General features: G+C 59.5%; 14 protein-coding genes. 7 read left to right on the top strand and 7 right to left on the bottom strand.

The features are described 5' to 3' along the window. Window positions 1–40: 40 nt before the first annotated feature. Together SynROS8604_RS00365 and SynROS8604_RS00360 are read right to left on the bottom strand one after the other, a co-directional pair. Window positions 41–463: a phage holin family protein gene (locus tag SynROS8604_RS00365; RefSeq protein ID WP_186544706.1), complete on the bottom strand. Its 423-nt coding sequence runs from the start codon at window positions 461–463 to the stop codon at window positions 41–43. Between the two features lie 147 nt (window positions 464–610). Beyond that, complete coding sequence (locus SynROS8604_RS00360) at window positions 611–1,384, bottom strand: DUF561 domain-containing protein (RefSeq protein WP_186544705.1); 774 nt, start codon at window positions 1,382–1,384, stop codon at window positions 611–613. Between the two features lie 99 nt (window positions 1,385–1,483). Here SynROS8604_RS00360 and tilS point away from each other — a divergent pair, with 99 nt between their 5' ends. Together tilS and SynROS8604_RS00350 are read left to right on the top strand one after the other, a co-directional pair. Then, entirely contained in the window at window positions 1,484–2,479 is a 996-nt protein-coding gene (tilS, locus tag SynROS8604_RS00355) for a tRNA lysidine(34) synthetase TilS (RefSeq protein WP_186544704.1), read from the top strand. A 9-nt stretch (window positions 2,480–2,488) separates the two neighbouring features. Further along, window positions 2,489–3,331: a hypothetical protein gene (locus SynROS8604_RS00350; protein ID WP_186544703.1), complete on the top strand. Its 843-nt coding sequence runs from the start codon at window positions 2,489–2,491 to the stop codon at window positions 3,329–3,331. On the opposite strand, the gene SynROS8604_RS00345 is transcribed toward SynROS8604_RS00350, so the two are convergent. The 3 genes from SynROS8604_RS00345 to SynROS8604_RS00335 are packed head-to-tail and all read right to left on the bottom strand — an operon-like array spanning window position 3,317 to window position 7,370. After that, on the bottom strand, window positions 3,317–5,365 hold the full coding sequence (locus SynROS8604_RS00345; protein ID WP_186544702.1) for a ribonuclease J: 2,049 nt from the start codon (window positions 5,363–5,365) through the stop codon (window positions 3,317–3,319). The genes SynROS8604_RS00350 and SynROS8604_RS00345 overlap by 15 nt on opposite strands. Before the next feature lie 59 nt (window positions 5,366–5,424). Beyond that, a complete protein-coding gene (gene dapA, locus SynROS8604_RS00340; protein WP_186544701.1) occupies window positions 5,425–6,333 on the bottom strand; it encodes a 4-hydroxy-tetrahydrodipicolinate synthase in 909 nt (302 codons plus the stop codon). Between the two features lie 5 nt (window positions 6,334–6,338). Continuing rightward, complete coding sequence (locus SynROS8604_RS00335) at window positions 6,339–7,370, bottom strand: aspartate-semialdehyde dehydrogenase (protein ID WP_186544700.1); 1,032 nt, start codon at window positions 7,368–7,370, stop codon at window positions 6,339–6,341. Window positions 7,371–7,554: 184 nt separating this feature from the next. On the opposite strand from SynROS8604_RS00335, the gene tig reads away from it, so the two are divergent. From tig to SynROS8604_RS00310, 5 genes are all read left to right on the top strand, one after another. Continuing rightward, window positions 7,555–8,904, top strand: coding sequence for a trigger factor (gene tig / locus SynROS8604_RS00330; protein ID WP_186544699.1), 1,350 nt, complete (start codon window positions 7,555–7,557; stop codon window positions 8,902–8,904). A gap of 46 nt (window positions 8,905–8,950) precedes the next feature. Next, window positions 8,951–9,640, top strand: a complete 690-nt coding sequence (clpP, locus tag SynROS8604_RS00325) for an ATP-dependent Clp endopeptidase proteolytic subunit ClpP (RefSeq protein ID WP_186544698.1) — start codon at window positions 8,951–8,953, stop codon at window positions 9,638–9,640. 88 nt (window positions 9,641–9,728) lie between these two features. Further along, a complete protein-coding gene (gene clpX / locus SynROS8604_RS00320; protein ID WP_186544697.1) occupies window positions 9,729–11,084 on the top strand; it encodes an ATP-dependent protease ATP-binding subunit ClpX in 1,356 nt (451 codons plus the stop codon). A 12-nt stretch (window positions 11,085–11,096) separates the two neighbouring features. After that, window positions 11,097–11,792 (top strand): lecithin retinol acyltransferase family protein, encoded by a 696-nt coding sequence (locus SynROS8604_RS00315; protein WP_186544696.1) that lies wholly within the window; start codon window positions 11,097–11,099, stop codon window positions 11,790–11,792. Window positions 11,793–11,815: 23 nt separating this feature from the next. After that, window positions 11,816–13,855, top strand: a complete 2,040-nt coding sequence (locus SynROS8604_RS00310) for a DNA polymerase III subunit gamma/tau (RefSeq protein ID WP_186544695.1) — start codon at window positions 11,816–11,818, stop codon at window positions 13,853–13,855. 11 nt (window positions 13,856–13,866) lie between these two features. Here SynROS8604_RS00310 and SynROS8604_RS00305 read toward each other — a convergent pair whose 3' ends face one another. Beyond that, window positions 13,867–15,309 carry a glycosyltransferase family 2 protein gene (locus SynROS8604_RS00305; RefSeq protein ID WP_186544694.1) on the bottom strand — a complete coding sequence of 481 codons (1,443 nt, stop codon included), beginning with the start codon at window positions 15,307–15,309 and terminating at the stop codon, window positions 13,867–13,869. A 6-nt stretch (window positions 15,310–15,315) separates the two neighbouring features. After that, a complete protein-coding gene (locus tag SynROS8604_RS00300; RefSeq protein ID WP_255445109.1) occupies window positions 15,316–16,905 on the bottom strand; it encodes a SpoIID/LytB domain-containing protein in 1,590 nt (529 codons plus the stop codon). Between the last annotated feature and the right edge of the window lie 68 nt (window positions 16,906–16,973).

Raw genomic sequence — 16,973 nt, 5'->3', positions numbered from 1 at the left:
CAGCTGAAACCAACCCAAGGACCTCAAACCAACCGATGGATCAGGCCAACGATCCGATCAAGGCGGCCCTGGTGAAGTCCACATCAGCGATGCCAAGGGCACGCAACACCACAGCACTGATCACGCTGTAGACAACCGCGCCAAGGATCGCACTGATCAGGCCGTTTTTAAGGCGAAAGCCCTGTATCAGCCAAGCGGCCAAACCAAACAGGATGACCGTGATCATCCAGTTGAACAGGAACGACACCGGCGAAATCAACCCACCGAGCGAGGTAATGGCCCAAACCGGGCCCATCACCACTTTGAGCGGCAGGATCAGCAGCGTGCCCAACAAGCCAATCAACACTGCTGCCCATAGGGCTGTCCCGAAGCTGGCCAGTTCCACTCCGAGCGGAAGAGCTGCCACGACAAGCAATACAAGGGCCCGAATCGGCCATTGCAGCAACCAGCCAAGCGTTCCCATCACAGTCCAAGCAGCTCTGATCGCAAGCTAGGAATCTTTGGAGAACCTGCCCAAAAAAGGATCTGGTCCAGGCAGCAGGGGCACCACTGCCCAAACATCGCTGCCAAGAACGAGATCGCTGGATGGATGGAACGGATGCAACCGCAATCAGACGCGGCTGATCACTGGACGAGCCAAGGCCTCGCGGAGCCCACGCACCACCGCAGTCATCGCCAGCTCATCGTTGAGGCGATTCACCGCCGAGCCCACTCCCACACCAGCAGCACCGGAAGCAATGGCCATCGGCGCTGTAACTGCAGACAATCCAGAGGCGCAGAGCACGGGCACAGCGCACTCGGATTGATGCAACGCGGCACTAATGCTGTGGGAGGCGGCCAAGCTGGGAGCTGCTTTCTCAATTAAACCAAGGCTGCCAGCGCTGAACGGCTTGGCGCTGGTGCCGCCCTCGGTTTGGATCAGATCAGCACCAGCTGCCACCAAATCCACAGCCAACTGCTCTTGCTGATCCAGCGGCAGAACATGGGGCACGGTCACGCTCATCACCACGTCGGGAAGGAGCTCGCGAGTTCGGCGGGTGATCGCCAACACTTCAGCGGCATCAAAGATGCGGCCTTGGGGATAGAAGGCGTCGTAATTGCCAATCTCCACCATGGCCGCACCAGCAGCCACAGCGGCAGGAAACAGCTCGGGATCCACCGCAGACACACACACAGGCACGCCAGCGGAGGCCTCGATCGCCAACTTGACCAGCTCCGCATCACAGGCCACATCAATCAAATCGGCACCACCGCGACCAGCGGCAGCCGCCACCATCGCCACCTTGGCTGGATCGAAGTTCATCAAACCGGCAATCACCTTGAGTGCGCAACGCTGCTCCAGGCTGCGGCGGAGCTCAGCGGGCAGCAGAGAAAGGCGGGACATCCCAGCGAAATCAGGTTGCTTCATTCTCACACCGCGCGTGTGATCCCGCCTGAGAACGGGCAAGATCAATTCTCAGTTGTTTCACGCGCTGGCCACACCATGGCTGCCTGCTCATCCTGGTTGGCTTGGCACGACACGCTGCACCGCCAACTGCTGAGGCAGCCAAACCTGCTGCCAGATGGGACAACCTTGCTGATTGCCCTCTCCGGCGGTCAGGACTCGATGGCCTTACTCGGCCTGCTCCTGGGGCTTCGGCATCTGCACCATTGGCACTTGCAGCTCTGGCACGGTGACCATGGTTGGCACGATCAATCAGCAACCATGACCTCCGAACTCAAGGCATGGTGCCAAGGCCAGGAGCTGGATCTTCAGATCAGCCGCAACACAAAGAACAACACGCAAACAGAGGCCAGCGCCCGCTCTTGGCGTTATCGAGAGCTTGCCGCCCTGAGCCAACAGCTGTGCTGCCTCACGGTTCTGACCGCTCACACGGCGAGCGACCGGGCTGAAACCTTGCTGCTGCAGTTGGCACGAGGCACAGATCTAGCCGGTCTTGGCAGCTTGCGGCCCATCAGACCCCTTCAGAGCAACGACCCCAGCGGCCCTCGGCTGGTGCGTCCCCTGCTGAGCTTCAGCCGAGACGACACCGCCCAAATCTGCGAGGACTTGCAATTGCCCATCTGGTTGGATCCGTCAAATGTCAATCCGGCCTTCAGCCGTAACCGCGTTCGCAACGAAGTACTACCTGTCTTGGAAGAATTGCATCCCGGCTGCAGTCAACGGATTGCCGAGCTCAGCGAGCGGGTCTCTCAAGTGGAGGAGAGCCAACGCACCCTCGCCACATTGGCCCTTGAACAGCTGCGTTGTGAATGCGGCCTGAAACGCAACGCCCTCAAGGTGTTGCCAGAAGCCAGCCGTCGGCTCTTGCTCCATCACTGGTTGCAAGAACAAGGCGTTGGGAGCCTCTCCGCCAGCCAACTCGACACCCTGAGTTGGGCCATTGGCCCTGGCCGCCCCCCCGGGAGCCGCTCTTTGCCAGGGCACAAGACTCTGCAATGGACCCGCGACTCGGTACAACTGGTGAACAAGCCATAACAACCTCGTTTGGACGCTGATTTTCAGGAGCAATACGTCGCCGCTGAGCAGGCCTACAGCGCCAGTGAGTTCGACAAAGCCGACGACTTGGCGCGTCCCTTGCTGGGGAAACTGGAGCCGCTTCCCGCCTCTGGAGCGGAACGGGACGCAACCCTGGCCTGGAGAGCCTTTGTGGCCCTGTTGCTCGGCCACATCCACCTTTATGGAAAGGATGATGTGGGCCAGAGCGCAGAGTTTTACCGGCTTGTGCTCGCCAGCGAACCGCCAGACACACTGCGCGAACTTGCTCAACAAGGCCTCAACGAATCCCTGGAGCGCTCACCTGTCATTGATGTTGCGGTGTCGGCGCCTGCTGCTGCAGAAGAAGAACCGGCATCCGTGCCCTTTCAAAGCCAATCGAGCCAGACAGCCAGCGACGCTCTCATCCGTGATCCCTTTTTAAATGCCAGCTCAACGCCCGCGGCTGTAGATCAACGCGCAGCAGCAGAAAAACCAGCAGCTGAAAAGCCAGCAGCTCAACCAGTCGAAACGGCCATGCCCTGGCTGAAGACCAATACGAAGACGGCTACGACAACAAACGCGCCGCAGCCAAGGGAGCTGGACAGCGCTCAAGAGCGATCTGAACAGCCAGTGAGCTTGGAAGAAGCTCCAGCGCAGGCTTTAACGCCATCGCTTGCAGGAGCTTTTGATTCCGATCCCAAGCGCTTGGAGGCCGGACTGCTGCGCGTGCACCTAAAGCACAGTCGCCAACTTGGATCGTCATCAGCACAAACCGCTGATGACGACCAGCCAACATCGCTCCCCTTGCAGAAGCGATTGGCGATGGCCTGGCGTTCCCTAAGCCGCCGCTGAACGACGACGACGGGTGCGTCCAGCTGGCATCTCCGGCTCTGGAGCACTGGTCACAACCACGGCCGCCGCAACAGGCTCTTTCGCGGGAGCTGGAGCCGGTGCTGGCGTCGCTGCTGCTGGAGCTGACCCTGCCGCTGCAGGGGCTGGTGTTCCAATCACACGGGAGGGCACCACCCGAGCCGGTGCCGCATTGCGATCACGCCGAACATGGCCATTGCCACTGTCGCGGCCGGGACCGCCATGACGACCTCCGCGTCCGCGGGATGACGGACGGGTGTCAGGCTCTGCATCAGCGCGGCCCTTATACACCGGTGTACCACCAGGTGCGGGCTGAACCAGACAAAGAATCAAGGGCTCCACTTGCATCTCACGGCGCATGCGCCGACCGAGGCCCACCTCCACTTCGCGCTGAACGCCCATCCAATCCACTTCAGGAGAAGAGCCGTCCACATTGCGGCAGAGCTGCTTCCAGCGATTTTCAAGCACCCACTTGATTTCGCGTTCCGTCCACAGCGACATCTTGCGGGCATCCGCGGTGGTCACGACACCACGCAAGTTGACGCGCGGCGGAGCCACCATCGCCCCATCGGTACTGATCGCCGCGAGGATCGTCACGATGCCATCCACGGCAAGCTGTTGACGTTCCTTCAGCACGCGCGCATCAACGATGCCATTGCGGGACTGATCGAGCAGCTCGATGCCTGCTTTCACAGGGTCGCCTTTGCGCATGGAGTCCGGAGTGAGCTCAACGACGTCTCCGTTGTTGATGATCAGGGTGTTGTCTTCTGGCACACCCATGGAATGGCCAGTGCGGGCATGCTTCACCAACATCCGGTGCTCACCATGCACAGGCACGAAATATTTCGGGCGGGTGAGCGCCAACATCAGCTTCTGATCTTCCTGGAAGCCATGGCCTGACACATGAATGCCTTCGCCTTTGCCGTAGACCACCTTGGCGCCCAAGATCATCAACTTATCGATCGTGTTCACCACGGAGATGGTGTTGCCAGGGATCGGGCTCGCCGAAAAGATGATCGTGTCTGAGGTCTTCACCTTCACCTGAGGGTGATCACCCCGTGAAATCCGGCTCAAAGCAGCAAGGGGCTCACCCTGGCTTCCGGTCATCAGCAACAGCGTCTCGCGATCGGGCACATCATTGATCTGTTTGATCGGCACAAACAGCTCGTCCGGGGCACGCATATAGCCGAGTTCACGGGCTTTAGCGATCACGTTGAGCATGGAACGCCCAAGCAGACCCACCTTGCGGCCATTTTTGAGCGCCAGCTCAAGAATCATCGACACCCGATGAATCGAGCTGGCGAACGTGGTGATGATCACCCGTCCTTCCGCTTCCGCGATGTGGCGATCCAGGTTGGGGAACACCGATCGTTCAGGAGGGCAGTAGCCAGGAACCTCCGCATTGGTGGAGTCACTAAACAGGCACAGCACACCCTGATCGCCGTAATGGGCTAGCCGGGCCAAGTCGAAGTGCTCGCCATCCACAGGGGTGTGATCAAACTTGAAATCACCGGTGAAAATCACAGTGCCCACCGGAGTCGTGATCGCCAGCGAAAAGCTGTCGGCCATCGAGTGGGTGTTGCGAATGAACTCCACCGAAAAGTGCTGACCCACCTTCACGACGTCTCTGGGACCCACCGTTTGAAGGGTGGTGCGATCGGTCACACCGGCCTCATCCATTTTTCCGGTGAGCATGGATAAAGCCAGACGCGGCCCATAAATCACCGGAATATCAAAATTCTTGAGATGGTGCGCGATGCCACCGATGTGATCTTCGTGGCCGTGGGTCACGATCATGCCCCGAATCCGGCTCTGGTTTTCACGCAGGAAGCTGGTGTCAGGCATCACCACATTCACCCCATGCATGCCATCACTGGGGAATGCCAAGCCGGCATCCACCAACATCAGGTCATCGCCGTACTCGAACACACAGGTGTTCTTGCCGATTTCATGCAAGCCACCGAGTGGAATCACACGGAGACAGGCCTGCTTGGTTTTAGAGAGAGTGGATGTCATCGATAGATCTCGCGAAGGAATTTAAAAAAGGGAAAAAATCTCAATTGGCAGCCGGAGCGTCAGGTCTGACGCAGGGCAGAGAGAAGGTCGGCTAAGGAATCGCGCATGGCTGAATTAAGGGGGAGTAAGGGAAGACGAGGAGCACCGACAGGCCATCCACTCAGCTCGAGTGCAGCTTTCACAGGGATGGGGTTGGAGGTGGCAAAGAGGGCCTGGAAGAGCGGCGTTAACTGCTCGTGTTGACCAAGGGCAACAGCGTTCTGACCGCTGAGAAAGGCATCAATCATGTGGCGTAAACGCCTGCCAACAACATGGCTGGCCACACTCACCACGCCGACAGCACCAGCGGACAACATCGGCAAGAGCAAGCCGTCATCACCGCTATAAACTGCGAGGCGAGGTCCACAGGCCAAGCGCAGCTCGGTGATTTCTTCAATCGAACCGCTGGCTGCCTTGAAGCTCACCACATTGGCGCAGTCCATCAATTGAGCGGCCGTCGCTGGAGCCAGGCTCGTTCCAGTCCGTCCAGGCACGTTGTAAAGCATCAGCGGTAGCTCGGGAGCCGCCGTCGCAATCGCTCGAAAATGCGCTTCCAAGCCATCTTGGGGAGGCTTGTTGTAATAGGGCACAACCACGAGAGCACCGTCAGCGCCAGCCTCGGCCGCTTCTCGCGTGGCCTTCACCGCTTCACTGGTGCTGTTACTGCCCGTGCCTGCAAGCACCTTCACGCCAGGTCCAACGGCTTGACGAACCGCCTCCAGCATCTTCACTTGCTCCTGCCAGCTCAGGGTTGGCGATTCACCCGTGGTGCCACAAACCACAAGTCCCTCTGAACCTTCCGCAACAAGGTGACGAGCCAAACGACCTGCCAAGGCCAAATCCACGCGTCCCTCAGCATCGAAAGGGGTCACCATGGCCGTCAACAGTCGGCCAAATGGAGTGGGAGAAAGTTCAGCAGCAGTGCTCATACAGGTCAAACAGAAGGAAGAAGCAATTCGGCGATTTGAATGGCGTTCAGAGCGGCACCTTTACGAATCTGATCACCACATAGCCAAAACTCGAGCGCGTTCGGCTCACTGATGTCCTGACGAATCCGCCCCACCATCACCGGGTCTCGACCGGTTACATCGGTGGGCATGGGGAAGCGGTTGTGGGCGGAATCGTCGAGTAACTCAAGACCAGGAGCAGAAGCCAGCAGTGAACGGGCCTCCTCCACAGAGAACGGCTCAAGGAATTCCACATTGACCGCTTCTGAGTGAGCGCGCAACACAGGGACCCGCACGCACGTCGCTGTAAAGCGCAAATCAGGGATCCCCATGATCTTGCGGGTTTCATTCACCATCTTCAGCTCCTCTTCGCAGTAGCTATTGGGCTGCAGAGGGGAGTTGTGCAGAAAAAGATTGAACGCAAGCGAATGGGGCAACACCTCACTGGTAGGGGTGCCTCCATCGAGCACCACCCGGGAGAGATCGCGAAGCTCATCCATGGCCCGGGCACCGGCACCACTCGCCGATTGATAGGTGCTCACCACCACGCGACGCAGGGGGCGGCGCGACGCCAGCGGCGCCAACGCCAAGCTCAACAAAATGGTGGTGCAGTTGGGATTCGCGATCACGCCTTGATGCTGATGCGCTGCACTGGGATTCACCTCGGGAACCACAAGCGGCACGCCGTCTTCCATCCGAAACGCGCTCGAGTTGTCCACCATCACGGCTCCCGACGCCACGATGGCGTCGCGCCAAGCCTTAGAGACCGAGCCGCCTGCCGAGGCAAGCACCAAATCAACGCCCTCGAAGGCTTGGGCTGTGGTCTCTTGAACGATGAGCTCCTGCCCCTTCCAAGAGCAGCGACTGCCAGCAGAGCGGGCGGACGCTAAAAGACGCAGTTCAGAGACCGGAAAATTCCGTTCCTCAAGAAGCAGAAGAAGCTCTTGACCCACGGCACCACTGGCACCCAGCACCGCAACGGTGAGTGGTCGGTTGGGAAATGGCGCGACGGAAATCAAACGAATGAAAACTGGAACGAAATCTGGTGTTAGCCGTGGCTACTTGCCACTCAATGCATCGATCCCCGACCTTGTAATGACGTCGTGACGTCTCAGGGAATTGCTAAGCGATCAAACCACCTTACGCGGATGGCAAAGGTCTCGCACTTAATTAAGGTGATGGGTCTGCTCTTAAACCTCGCCGATGAGTGCCGCCAGCCTGAAGGTCACCTCCACAGCCCGCCCAGGCAGCCGTCTGGCCGTTGAGGTAGCGATTCCTGCCGAACGCTGTAAGGCCAGTTACGAAGCGGCGATCTCACAGCTGAGCCGCAGCGTGAATCTGCCTGGATTCCGGAAAGGCAAGGTGCCTCGCTCCGTTCTTGTGCAACAACTGGGCGGACTGCGCATTCGCGCCACAGCGCTCGAGAACCTCGTGGACGGCATCTGGCGGGACACCATCAAGCAGGAAACGATTGAAGCCCTTGGCCAACCGGAAGTTGATGGCGGCTACGAAGCCTTGCTGGAGTCCTTTGAGCCTGGAAAGCCCCTTTCCGTCACCTTTGAAGCCGATGTCGCTCCCACTCCAACCCTGAAAACCACCAAGGGGTTGAAAGCGGAAGCGGAAAGCGTCAGCTTCGATGCGTCAAAAGTGGATGAAATGCTCGAGCAGTCCCGTCGACAGCTCGCCACCGTGGTGCCAGTGGAGGGCCGCAAGGCTGCAGAAGGCGACATCGCTGTGGTGGGTTTTAAAGGCACCTACAGCGACGACGGCAGCGAGATTGAAGGTGGCAGCTCCGAGTCGATGGATGTAGATCTCGAGCCCGGCCGCATGATCCCCGGCTTCATCGAAGGCGTTGTGGGCATGAAGGTGGGTGACAACAAAACCGTGGCCTGCAATTTTCCTGATGACTACCCCAAGGAGGATGCGCGCGGACGCAAGGCCAGCTTCGAAATCGAACTGAGGGATCTCAAGACCAGAGAATTGCCCGACCTGGATGACGACTTCGCGAAACAAGCCAGCGAACAGGAAACCTTGGCCGAGCTCCGCTCTGACCTCGAAAAGCGTTTAAAGGACGACGCTGAGCGGCGTACGACCAGCAATCGACGCGACGCCCTACTCGCTGCTCTCGTCGAGCAACTCGAAGTGGAGCTCCCCGAAACCCTGGTGCAACAGGAGGTGCGCAACCTGGTGGAACAAACCGCAGCGCAGTTCTCCCAACAGGGCATGGATGTGAAATCCCTGTTCACTCCTGACCTCGTCCGCAACTTGATGGAAACCTCACGCCCAGAAGCGGAGGAGCGCTTGCGCCGCAGTCTTGCCCTCTCGGCCCTGGCAGAAGCGGAAAGCCTCAAGCTCGAGGATCCAGAGATTGACGCCAAAGTGAAGGAGGTCAGCGCCCAACTGTCCGGTGAGCGCGACATCGACCCCAACCGTCTTCGTCAAGCCGTGATCGAGGATCTTCTTCAAGAAAAACTGCTCGGCTGGCTGGAAGAAAACAGCACCGTGAGCGAAAAGGCACCTGAAAAGGACAAGCCAAGCGCCACCGATGCCTGATCGGCGCCCATAGATTGCACTCATCTGTCCTCCTGCCCGCCGCCGCGTGATTAACGCCCGCAGCCACCACCCGATCGAAAACCGCTGGCGAGGAACCCTTCCCGTTTCAGCTCACACCCCATTGGCCTCTCCTGGGGTTCCCACGGTGGTGGAGCAGTCCGGGCGGGGTGAACGCTCCTTTGATATTTATTCCCGTCTACTCAGGGAGAGAATCATCTTTCTCGGAACCGACGTGAACGACCAGGTCGCGGATGCTCTGGTTGCTCAACTTCTTTTTCTAGAAGCGGAAGATCCTGAAAAAGATATTCAGGTGTACATCAATTCACCTGGTGGCTCGATCACTGCAGGGTTGGCGATCTACGACACCATGCAGCAAGTCGGGCCAGACGTGGTCACCATTTGCTACGGACTCGCCGCCTCCATGGGAGCGTTTCTGCTGAGCGGAGGCTGCAAAGGCAAGCGCCTCGCCCTTCCCAACGCCAGGATCATGATTCACCAACCCTTGGGTGGTGCCCAAGGTCAGGCCGTGGACATCGAGATCATGGCGCAAGAAATTTTATTTCTTAAGGAAACCCTGAACGGCCTAATGGCGGACCATACCGGCCAGCCGCTCGCGAAAATCAGCGAAGACACAGAACGGGACTACTTCCTTTCTCCAGCAGAAGCGGTTGAATACGGTTTGATCGATCGCGTTGTGGACAACCTCGGAGGCGAAGGAATTATTACGGGGGGCTGACACAGCCCACTTTCCCCACGATCCTACGTATCCAGTCCGATCCCACACCGACCGGTTCTGTCTTTTCGTTTGATGTGTCCAGAGCCCGATGGCCAAATTTGACGCCCATCTGAAGTGCTCTTTCTGCGGAAAGTCCCAGGAGCAGGTGCGCAAACTAATAGCTGGTCCTGGCGTTTATATCTGTGATGAATGCATCGATCTCTGCAACGAGATTCTTGATGAAGAGCTGATCGACGCGCAGGGCAATCCCCGCCACGGTGCCGAGCCCTCTAAGAAAACGGCTGCTGGCGGAACGCGCAAAACCAGCAAACCGGCTCCAACCCTGGCCACGATCCCCAAACCCCAGGAGATCAAAGGCTTCCTCGACGAACAAGTCGTCGGTCAGGAGGCGGCCAAGAAGGTGATGTCTGTCGCCGTCTACAACCACTACAAACGCCTGGCCTGGCAGGGCGATGGTCAAGGCGAAGCCGCCCAAACCGCAACCCGTCTGCACAAGAGCAACATCCTGCTCATCGGTCCCACCGGCTGCGGCAAAACCCTGCTGGCCCAGACCCTGGCGGAAATGCTTGATGTGCCCTTCGCCGTTGCCGATGCCACCACTCTCACAGAGGCTGGTTACGTCGGAGAAGACGTTGAAAACATCCTGCTGAGGCTGCTGCAGAAAGCCGATATGGATGTGGAACAGGCCCAGCGAGGGATCATCTACATCGATGAAATCGACAAAATCGCTCGCAAAAGCGAAAACCCCTCGATCACCCGCGATGTGTCTGGGGAAGGCGTTCAACAGGCCCTTCTGAAAATGCTGGAAGGCACCGTGGCCAACGTGCCCCCTCAAGGCGGACGCAAGCATCCCTACCAGGACTGCATCCAAATCGATACGAGCCAAATCCTGTTCATTTGTGGTGGAGCCTTCGTCGGCCTGGATGACGTGGTGCAGAAGCGCATGGGCCGCAACGCCATCGGCTTTGTGCCGAATGATGGGCTGGGTCGCAACCGCGCCACCCGCGATATCCAAGCGGCCCAGGTGCTGCGTCATCTCGAACCCGATGACCTGGTGAAGTACGGCCTCATCCCCGAGTTCATTGGGCGCATGCCGGTGAGCGCTGTGCTCGAACCCCTAGACGAGCACGCACTCGAATCGATCCTCACCGAGCCACGCGATGCCCTGGTGAAGCAATTCAGCACGCTCTTGAGCATGGACAACGTGCAACTGGACTTCGAATCCCAGGCCGTTGAGGCAATCGCCAAAGAAGCCCACCGGCGCAAAACCGGCGCCCGTGCCCTGCGCGGCATCGTGGAGGAGTTGATGCTGGACCTGATGTACGAGCTGCCCTCCGATCAGACCGTGACTGCCTTCACGATCACCAAAGCCATGGTCGAAGAACACACCGGTGGCAAAGTTCTTCCCCTCCCCGGCACCAAGCAACACAAAGAATCGGCTTGAACGTCACCCTGAATGGCTGCCGCTGACCATCTCTCAGTCCCGCGCCAGCATGGTCTGTTTCTGCATCACGGCATCGATCTCGGCGATGGCACCATCGCCCATTACCTCGAAGGGCGAGAAATTCTGCGCAGTCCGTTGGAGGAGTTCAAACGCGGTTTAGAGGCCAGCGTTGTCGAGCATGAGCATCCATCTCCGGCAGGCGTCACGCTGCGGCGAGCGATGAGCCGCATCGGCGAACAGCGCTACAACCTGCTGTTCAACAACTGCGAGCATTTCGCTAGCTGGTGCAAAACAGGCCGGCATCAAAGCGGGCAAGTGGAAAGCTTCCTGCACACCACCAGCCTCGGGGCTTTGGCCATAGGCCAGCTCATGCCCGCAGCCCTGCTCACCGGACTCCGCTTGCTCCTGAAGCGGGGGTTGGTGAATGAACAATCCCGAGATCGTGCTCGCCGCGGCCTGGTGCAGTTGAAAAAGCTGCGTGAACGCTTGCTCAACCAACTGGAAGGCACTCTTGAGCAAGCCGAGGGATGGATCCGCGGCGGCCCTAACAATGGCGCCAGCGATCGCTCTGGAGGACAGGGCCAAAGGCTCCTCAAAGCTGGCCAAAGCCTCGCCGATGAACTCGCAGCCGTGGAAGAACTCGAGCAACGGATCAGCGATTTGCTCAACGAGCAGCAAGGGCGTTCCATCAGCGATCAAGCTGAGTAGCCTCAAGATATTGCGGGTAGTGCATGAGTCAGGCCTATCAGCCGCTGCATCACAAATACCGTCCTCAACGGTTTGATCAGCTGGTGGGTCAGGAGGCGATTGCCGCCACACTCGGCCATGCCCTCACCTCCGGACGCATTGCCCCGGCCTATCTGTTCAGCGGCCCGCGAGGAACCGGCAAAACCTCCAGCGCCAGGATCCTGGCGCGCTCACTCAATTGCCTCAGCCACGACGGCCCAACGCCCCAGCCCTGCGGGACTTGTGAGCTCTGCACCACGATTGCGCGAGGCACCGCACTCGATGTCATCGAGATCGATGCCGCCTCCAACACCGGTGTCGACAACATTCGCGATCTGATCGAACGTTCCCGGTTTGCCCCTGTGCAGGCGCGCTGGAAGGTGTACGTGGTGGATGAGTGCCACATGCTCTCCACAGCCGCGTTTAACGCGCTGCTCAAAACCCTGGAAGAGCCACCGCCTCAGGTGGTGTTCGTGTTAGCCACGACCGATCCCCAACGGGTGCTGCCCACGATCCTGAGCCGCTGCCAGCGCTTTGACTTCAGGCGCATTCCACTCGGGGCTTTGAACGCGCACTTGGCCTGGATTGCCGAGCAGGAGTCGATTCCAATCCAATCAGAGGCGCTGCATGTGGTGGCCCAGCGCGCCCAAGGAGGGTTGCGCGATGCGGAAAGCCTTCTCGATCAGCTCAGCCTCCTGCCGGGTCCGATCAAAGCGGATGCGGTCTGGGACCTGTTGGGAGCGGTTCCAGAGCAAGAACTTCTCAACCTGGCTGAAGCGCTTGCAGAGGGAGAACCGCTCACGCTGCTCGAGGCGAGCAGACGCCTACTGGATCGTGGCCGGGATCCCGGCGCTGTACTGCAGGGGTTAGCGGGGATTTTGCGCGACCTGGTGTTGATGGCTGTTGCACCGGACCGTCCAGAGCTCACCGGAGTCTCCCCACAATTTCGAGAGCAGTTGCCTGCCCTCGCACAACGCCTAGGCCGGCAGCGACTCCTGCACTGGCAAGCCCAACTCAAGGGCAGCGAACAGCAACTGCGTCAAAGCGTGCAACCAAGGTTGTGGCTGGAAGTGTTGCTCCTAGGCCTCCTGGCTGACGCCGAGCTCCCCATTGCCAAAACCCCGACTGCGGCGGCGGTGAGCAGGCCAACAAGCAGCGTTGCCGTCGTCAGCACTCCCCCGGTGGCCAGCACAGCTCCAGCCGCTGAAGCATCAGCACCACCCATCAGTCTTCCAAATACAAGCCCCCAACCGGTCGTCAGCTCAGAGCCTGCTCCTGCTCCTGCTCCTGCTCCTGCTCCTGCTCCTGCTCCTGCTCCTGCTCCTACTCCTACTCCTACTCCTACTCCTACTCCTACTCCTACTCCTACTCCTACTCCTACTCCTACGCCAGCCTCAGCGCCCCCAGCAGAGCAACAGCCAGCCCCTGACAGTCACAATCTGCCTGAACTGTGGCAACAGATTCTCGCCAGTCTCGAGCTCCCCTCCACCCGGATGCTGCTGTCACAGCAGGCCCAACTGGTCCGACTCGATCCCCATCGCGCTGTGGTGCAGGTGGCTGGAAATTGGATGGGCATGGTGCAAAGCCGGGCCAGTTTGCTGGAGCAAGCGATCAAACGTTCGATTGGCGGGAATCGGCAACTGGTCTTGGAAAACCATGGCGGTGCAGCCCCGATGGCCTCAACGCCCTCCGCCGCACCAGCAACACCGTCTCAACCAAAGCCGTCTCAACCAACACCAGCAGCTCCATCGCCCGTCGCGATGCCAGCTGTGCAAGCACCGCCCATCACTCCGGTCGCAGAGCCCACAACCAGCACAACACCAGCACAATCGTCAGCGGCAACCACAGCGGCAAGCTCAGCAGCTCCCAGCGTCCTTTCAGCAGAGGTCCCTAGGCCGGGGGCCCAATCCATGGGCTCGCCCACTCCGCCTTCACCTGCGGACGTGAATCCCCCTTCAATCATGGATGAAAAGTTGAAGCGCTTTGCCGACTTTTTTAACGGTCAAGTCCTGGATGTGGAACTGGACCATGACGAAAACAGTTGAGGGATCAGCGCTCAGGCTTTGACCGTCTCCTCATGGCCACGGTGGGTGGTTTTTGCCCAGACCAAGCGCTTGGGAAGCACCGCCATCCGCAGCGTGACCCAGGGAATGACAAAGAACCAGTGGCTTAGATAGGCAATCGCCAAAAGCAACGAAAACGGATCGGGTTGAGGCAAGGCAGGGCCTTCACTGAAGCGGCGGCACCCCCTCCAGTAGGCCACGCCTGACACGCCAAACGCCACAATCGATAAGGGCCAGTACACCGGCGAGGTTCGCGTGAACACACTGGTCACCAGATCGGCAAAGGAGAGCACAGGCAGGGCGTACTGCAGCAAGAAAAAACAAGCCAGGTCACGTCTCTGGCCGACCGTTAAGCGATTGGAAAGCAGCCCCGGCCAGTAATCAAAGAAGCGCTGCAACCCTCCTTCTGCCCATCGTTGTCGTTGCTTCCAAAGCGCCGAAATCGTCTCCACCGCCTCTTCTCGCACCGATGGATTCCAAAGCAAGGTTGTGCGAGCACCTTGGAGCAAAAAACGAAAACTCAGGTCCAGGTCGTCCGTGACCGTGTCCTCATTGAATCCGCCGCAGGCTTCCAACACATCACGCCGCAGCAACTGCCCGTTCCCGCGCAGTTCAGACACCCCTCCCCCTAACAAGCGTCCCTGCTGAATCAGCGCATCAAAGGCCATCTCCATGGCCTGGACCCGCGTTAGCAGGTTGGTATCGGCGTTCGTCACCGCTTTGCGCATCTGCACGCCAGACCAATCACCCATCACGGCGATCGGAATCAACCGTTCGAGCTGGTCGTCACTGATTTGGCCATCGGCATCGAGAACGAGAATCCACTCCCCACTGCTTTGAGCCAACGCCGCATTCAACGCACCTGACTTGCCTCCGCCTGCGTTCCGCTGCCTGCGAATCACATTCAGGTTGGGATATTGAGGCTTCAGTTCATCCAGAAGATCTGGCGTTTTGTCTTCGCTGCCGTCATCAACGATCCAGGTCGTGAGTTGGTCAGCTGGATAGCGAAGTGCTCCCAGGCGCTCCATGAGACGAGCCACCACAGCTTCCTCATCCCTGGCCGCCACCACTACGTCCACGTTGGGCCAAGAGGCCAAGCTCTCGACGACAGCGGGCTCCGCAGCCAGGGCTGTCCCAGGAGTGGATGCCTCCGTGATGGATGTTCCCGTGAGAGATGTCCCATCCCCATCGGTTGCATCGGGAGCAGGCCCGCTGTTCGCGGGACTCGCGCTCTCATCAGAGCCTCTTAGCGTCGTGCTGAGGGAATACCCACCGAGCACGAGCGCCAGCGTGAGCGAAGGGATGAGACTCCTGGAGGGGTCGAGCCAATGGGGCACTGCTCCCGCACAACCACAAGCCACCACAAACAAGGCTGTCTTGCCGCGTCGGCGATCGCCTGTCCCTGCGGCCAACACCCTGTCACCGTTCGAAGTCATGGGACTTTAAGGGGCCTGACCGGGTATGGAACTGGAAGACGGTTGGACCGTGGTCAATGTTGTTCCTGGGTAATAGTGGCTGAGAATCCGCTCAAAGCTCCAACCTCGAGCCGCCAGATCAATGGCACCGGCTTGCGAGAGGCCCACTCCATGGCCAAATCCTCCACCCTTAAAACGCCATCGATCGGGCCCAAGGGTCTCAATCACAAACAAGGTGCTGGGAAGGCGGCGCAAGGTGCGACGGATGCCATCCAGTCGCAACATGACCGGCTCCCCGTTCCCCGTCATCTCGATGCCGAGAGCCAGCACCCGTCCACTCGCTCCTCTCGTCTGCACGTTGAGAGCAATGGGGACACCAGCAGGCAGACCAGCCGCCCGTAGAGCCTGAGCAACCTGGACAGCGCTGTAGGTACGCGACCAACGAAAACGAGGGTGATTCGTGCCATAGGCACCATCGCCGCGAGAGAGCAAGCCACTCACAGAGGTGGGGTCCTTGAGCGGCAAGGCCAGGCCCTTGATCCATGCCGCTGATCCATCGGCACGGGCCTGAACGTAAGGAAGGGAGTCCATCGCCCAGGCCTCTTCTGCTCCAGCCATCACCCCACCGTTACTGGCGTGATACCAAGCTTGAATCGGCTCACCATTCCAAGCCAAAACCTGTCCAGCCGTCGCACGAATCGCCTGACGCACCGCAGCACTGGCTTGACGGGGATCGCTGTACACCTGGCACTGCGTATCACTGCAGAGGTGATAGCCATCGATTGCATACCGATGACTATTCGCCAGGGCCCAGGTTCTCGCCAACACCGCCTGAGCCTCAAGTGCTGCCCTAGGGGATCCAGCGCCGATTTCGTGGGGAACCACCCCCTCTAAATAACGCTCAAGCGGAACCTGTTCCAGCAACGTCCAGCTGCCGTAGGCATCCGGCTGAAGACGAAATGGGCCACGCAGAACGCCTCCCTGCCAGAGCAGACCGCTTGGAGCCTCCAGCATCAGCGGTCCCTGCAAGGTGCGTCCACCCGAGGGTCCCTCCAAGACGGCTTTCATCTCCGTTGTCAGCGTGCGCGCCGATCTCCGCACCGGGACCCCAGCGAGCCGCTCAGCATCCATGGGTGCCCACACCTCCCAGTCGCCGGGATGGGCAACACGGGCGACCACACCTTGATCACGCCAGCGATTCGCAATCCGTTCCGCTGATTCAAAACTGGCGAAGGGGCCAACAATCTGGCGTGCAATCTCTACAGGAACAGCCAGAGGAGCCAGTCGCCAGCTGAGACGCAGCGACCTCGCCTCGGCAACCACGGTTCCAGATCCATCCCTCAAGCGCAGGGACTGCTCGCCAGCACTCTTCAAGGTGAGCAAAGGCCCGGACCGTTGCGTGGTGGTGCCGCGGCCGAGGTGATCGTCCAGGGCCACCCATAAGGGCGCTTCACGGGCCTTCGGCGGCAAAGGAACCGATCGATGGGTCACAACGGCAGCAGGGCCCGATTCGATCGTCGCTTCTTGCGCGCGGCAGCTGCAAGCGATCGCACTCACCAACGCCAACGGAACAACGACCCGGCGCTTCAGCCAGCCAAAGGGAGGAGTCAAGGACACGTCCGCTGCAACTGATTCAGCATGACGCGGCTTGAATTGATTGGCTTTCAGGAAGGCAACGTTCTATG

The organism is Synechococcus sp. ROS8604 (assembly GCF_014279655.1).
Taxonomy (GTDB): Bacteria; Cyanobacteriota; Cyanobacteriia; order PCC-6307; family Cyanobiaceae; genus Synechococcus_C.
This window is presented reverse-complemented; position numbering and strand designations above follow the sequence as displayed.

Excerpts from the sequence above, each read along its gene's own strand:
- SynROS8604_RS00365 (WP_186544706.1), bottom strand. The coding sequence starts at position 463 with ATGGGAACGCTTGGCTGGTTGCTGCAATGGCCGATTCGGGCCCTTGTA.
- SynROS8604_RS00360 (WP_186544705.1), bottom strand. The coding sequence starts at position 1,384 with ATGTCCCGCCTTTCTCTGCTGCCCGCTGAGCTCCGCCGCAGCCTGGAG.
- tilS (WP_186544704.1), top strand. The coding sequence starts at position 1,484 with ATGGCTGCCTGCTCATCCTGGTTGGCTTGGCACGACACGCTGCACCGC.
- SynROS8604_RS00345 (WP_186544702.1), bottom strand. The coding sequence starts at position 5,365 with ATGACATCCACTCTCTCTAAAACCAAGCAGGCCTGTCTCCGTGTGATT.
- dapA (WP_186544701.1), bottom strand. The coding sequence starts at position 6,333 with ATGAGCACTGCTGCTGAACTTTCTCCCACTCCATTTGGCCGACTGTTG.
- tig (WP_186544699.1), top strand. The coding sequence starts at position 7,555 with ATGAGTGCCGCCAGCCTGAAGGTCACCTCCACAGCCCGCCCAGGCAGC.
- clpX (WP_186544697.1), top strand. The coding sequence starts at position 9,729 with ATGGCCAAATTTGACGCCCATCTGAAGTGCTCTTTCTGCGGAAAGTCC.
- SynROS8604_RS00315 (WP_186544696.1), top strand. The coding sequence starts at position 11,097 with ATGGCTGCCGCTGACCATCTCTCAGTCCCGCGCCAGCATGGTCTGTTT.
- SynROS8604_RS00310 (WP_186544695.1), top strand. The coding sequence starts at position 11,816 with ATGAGTCAGGCCTATCAGCCGCTGCATCACAAATACCGTCCTCAACGG.
- SynROS8604_RS00305 (WP_186544694.1), bottom strand. The coding sequence starts at position 15,309 with ATGACTTCGAACGGTGACAGGGTGTTGGCCGCAGGGACAGGCGATCGC.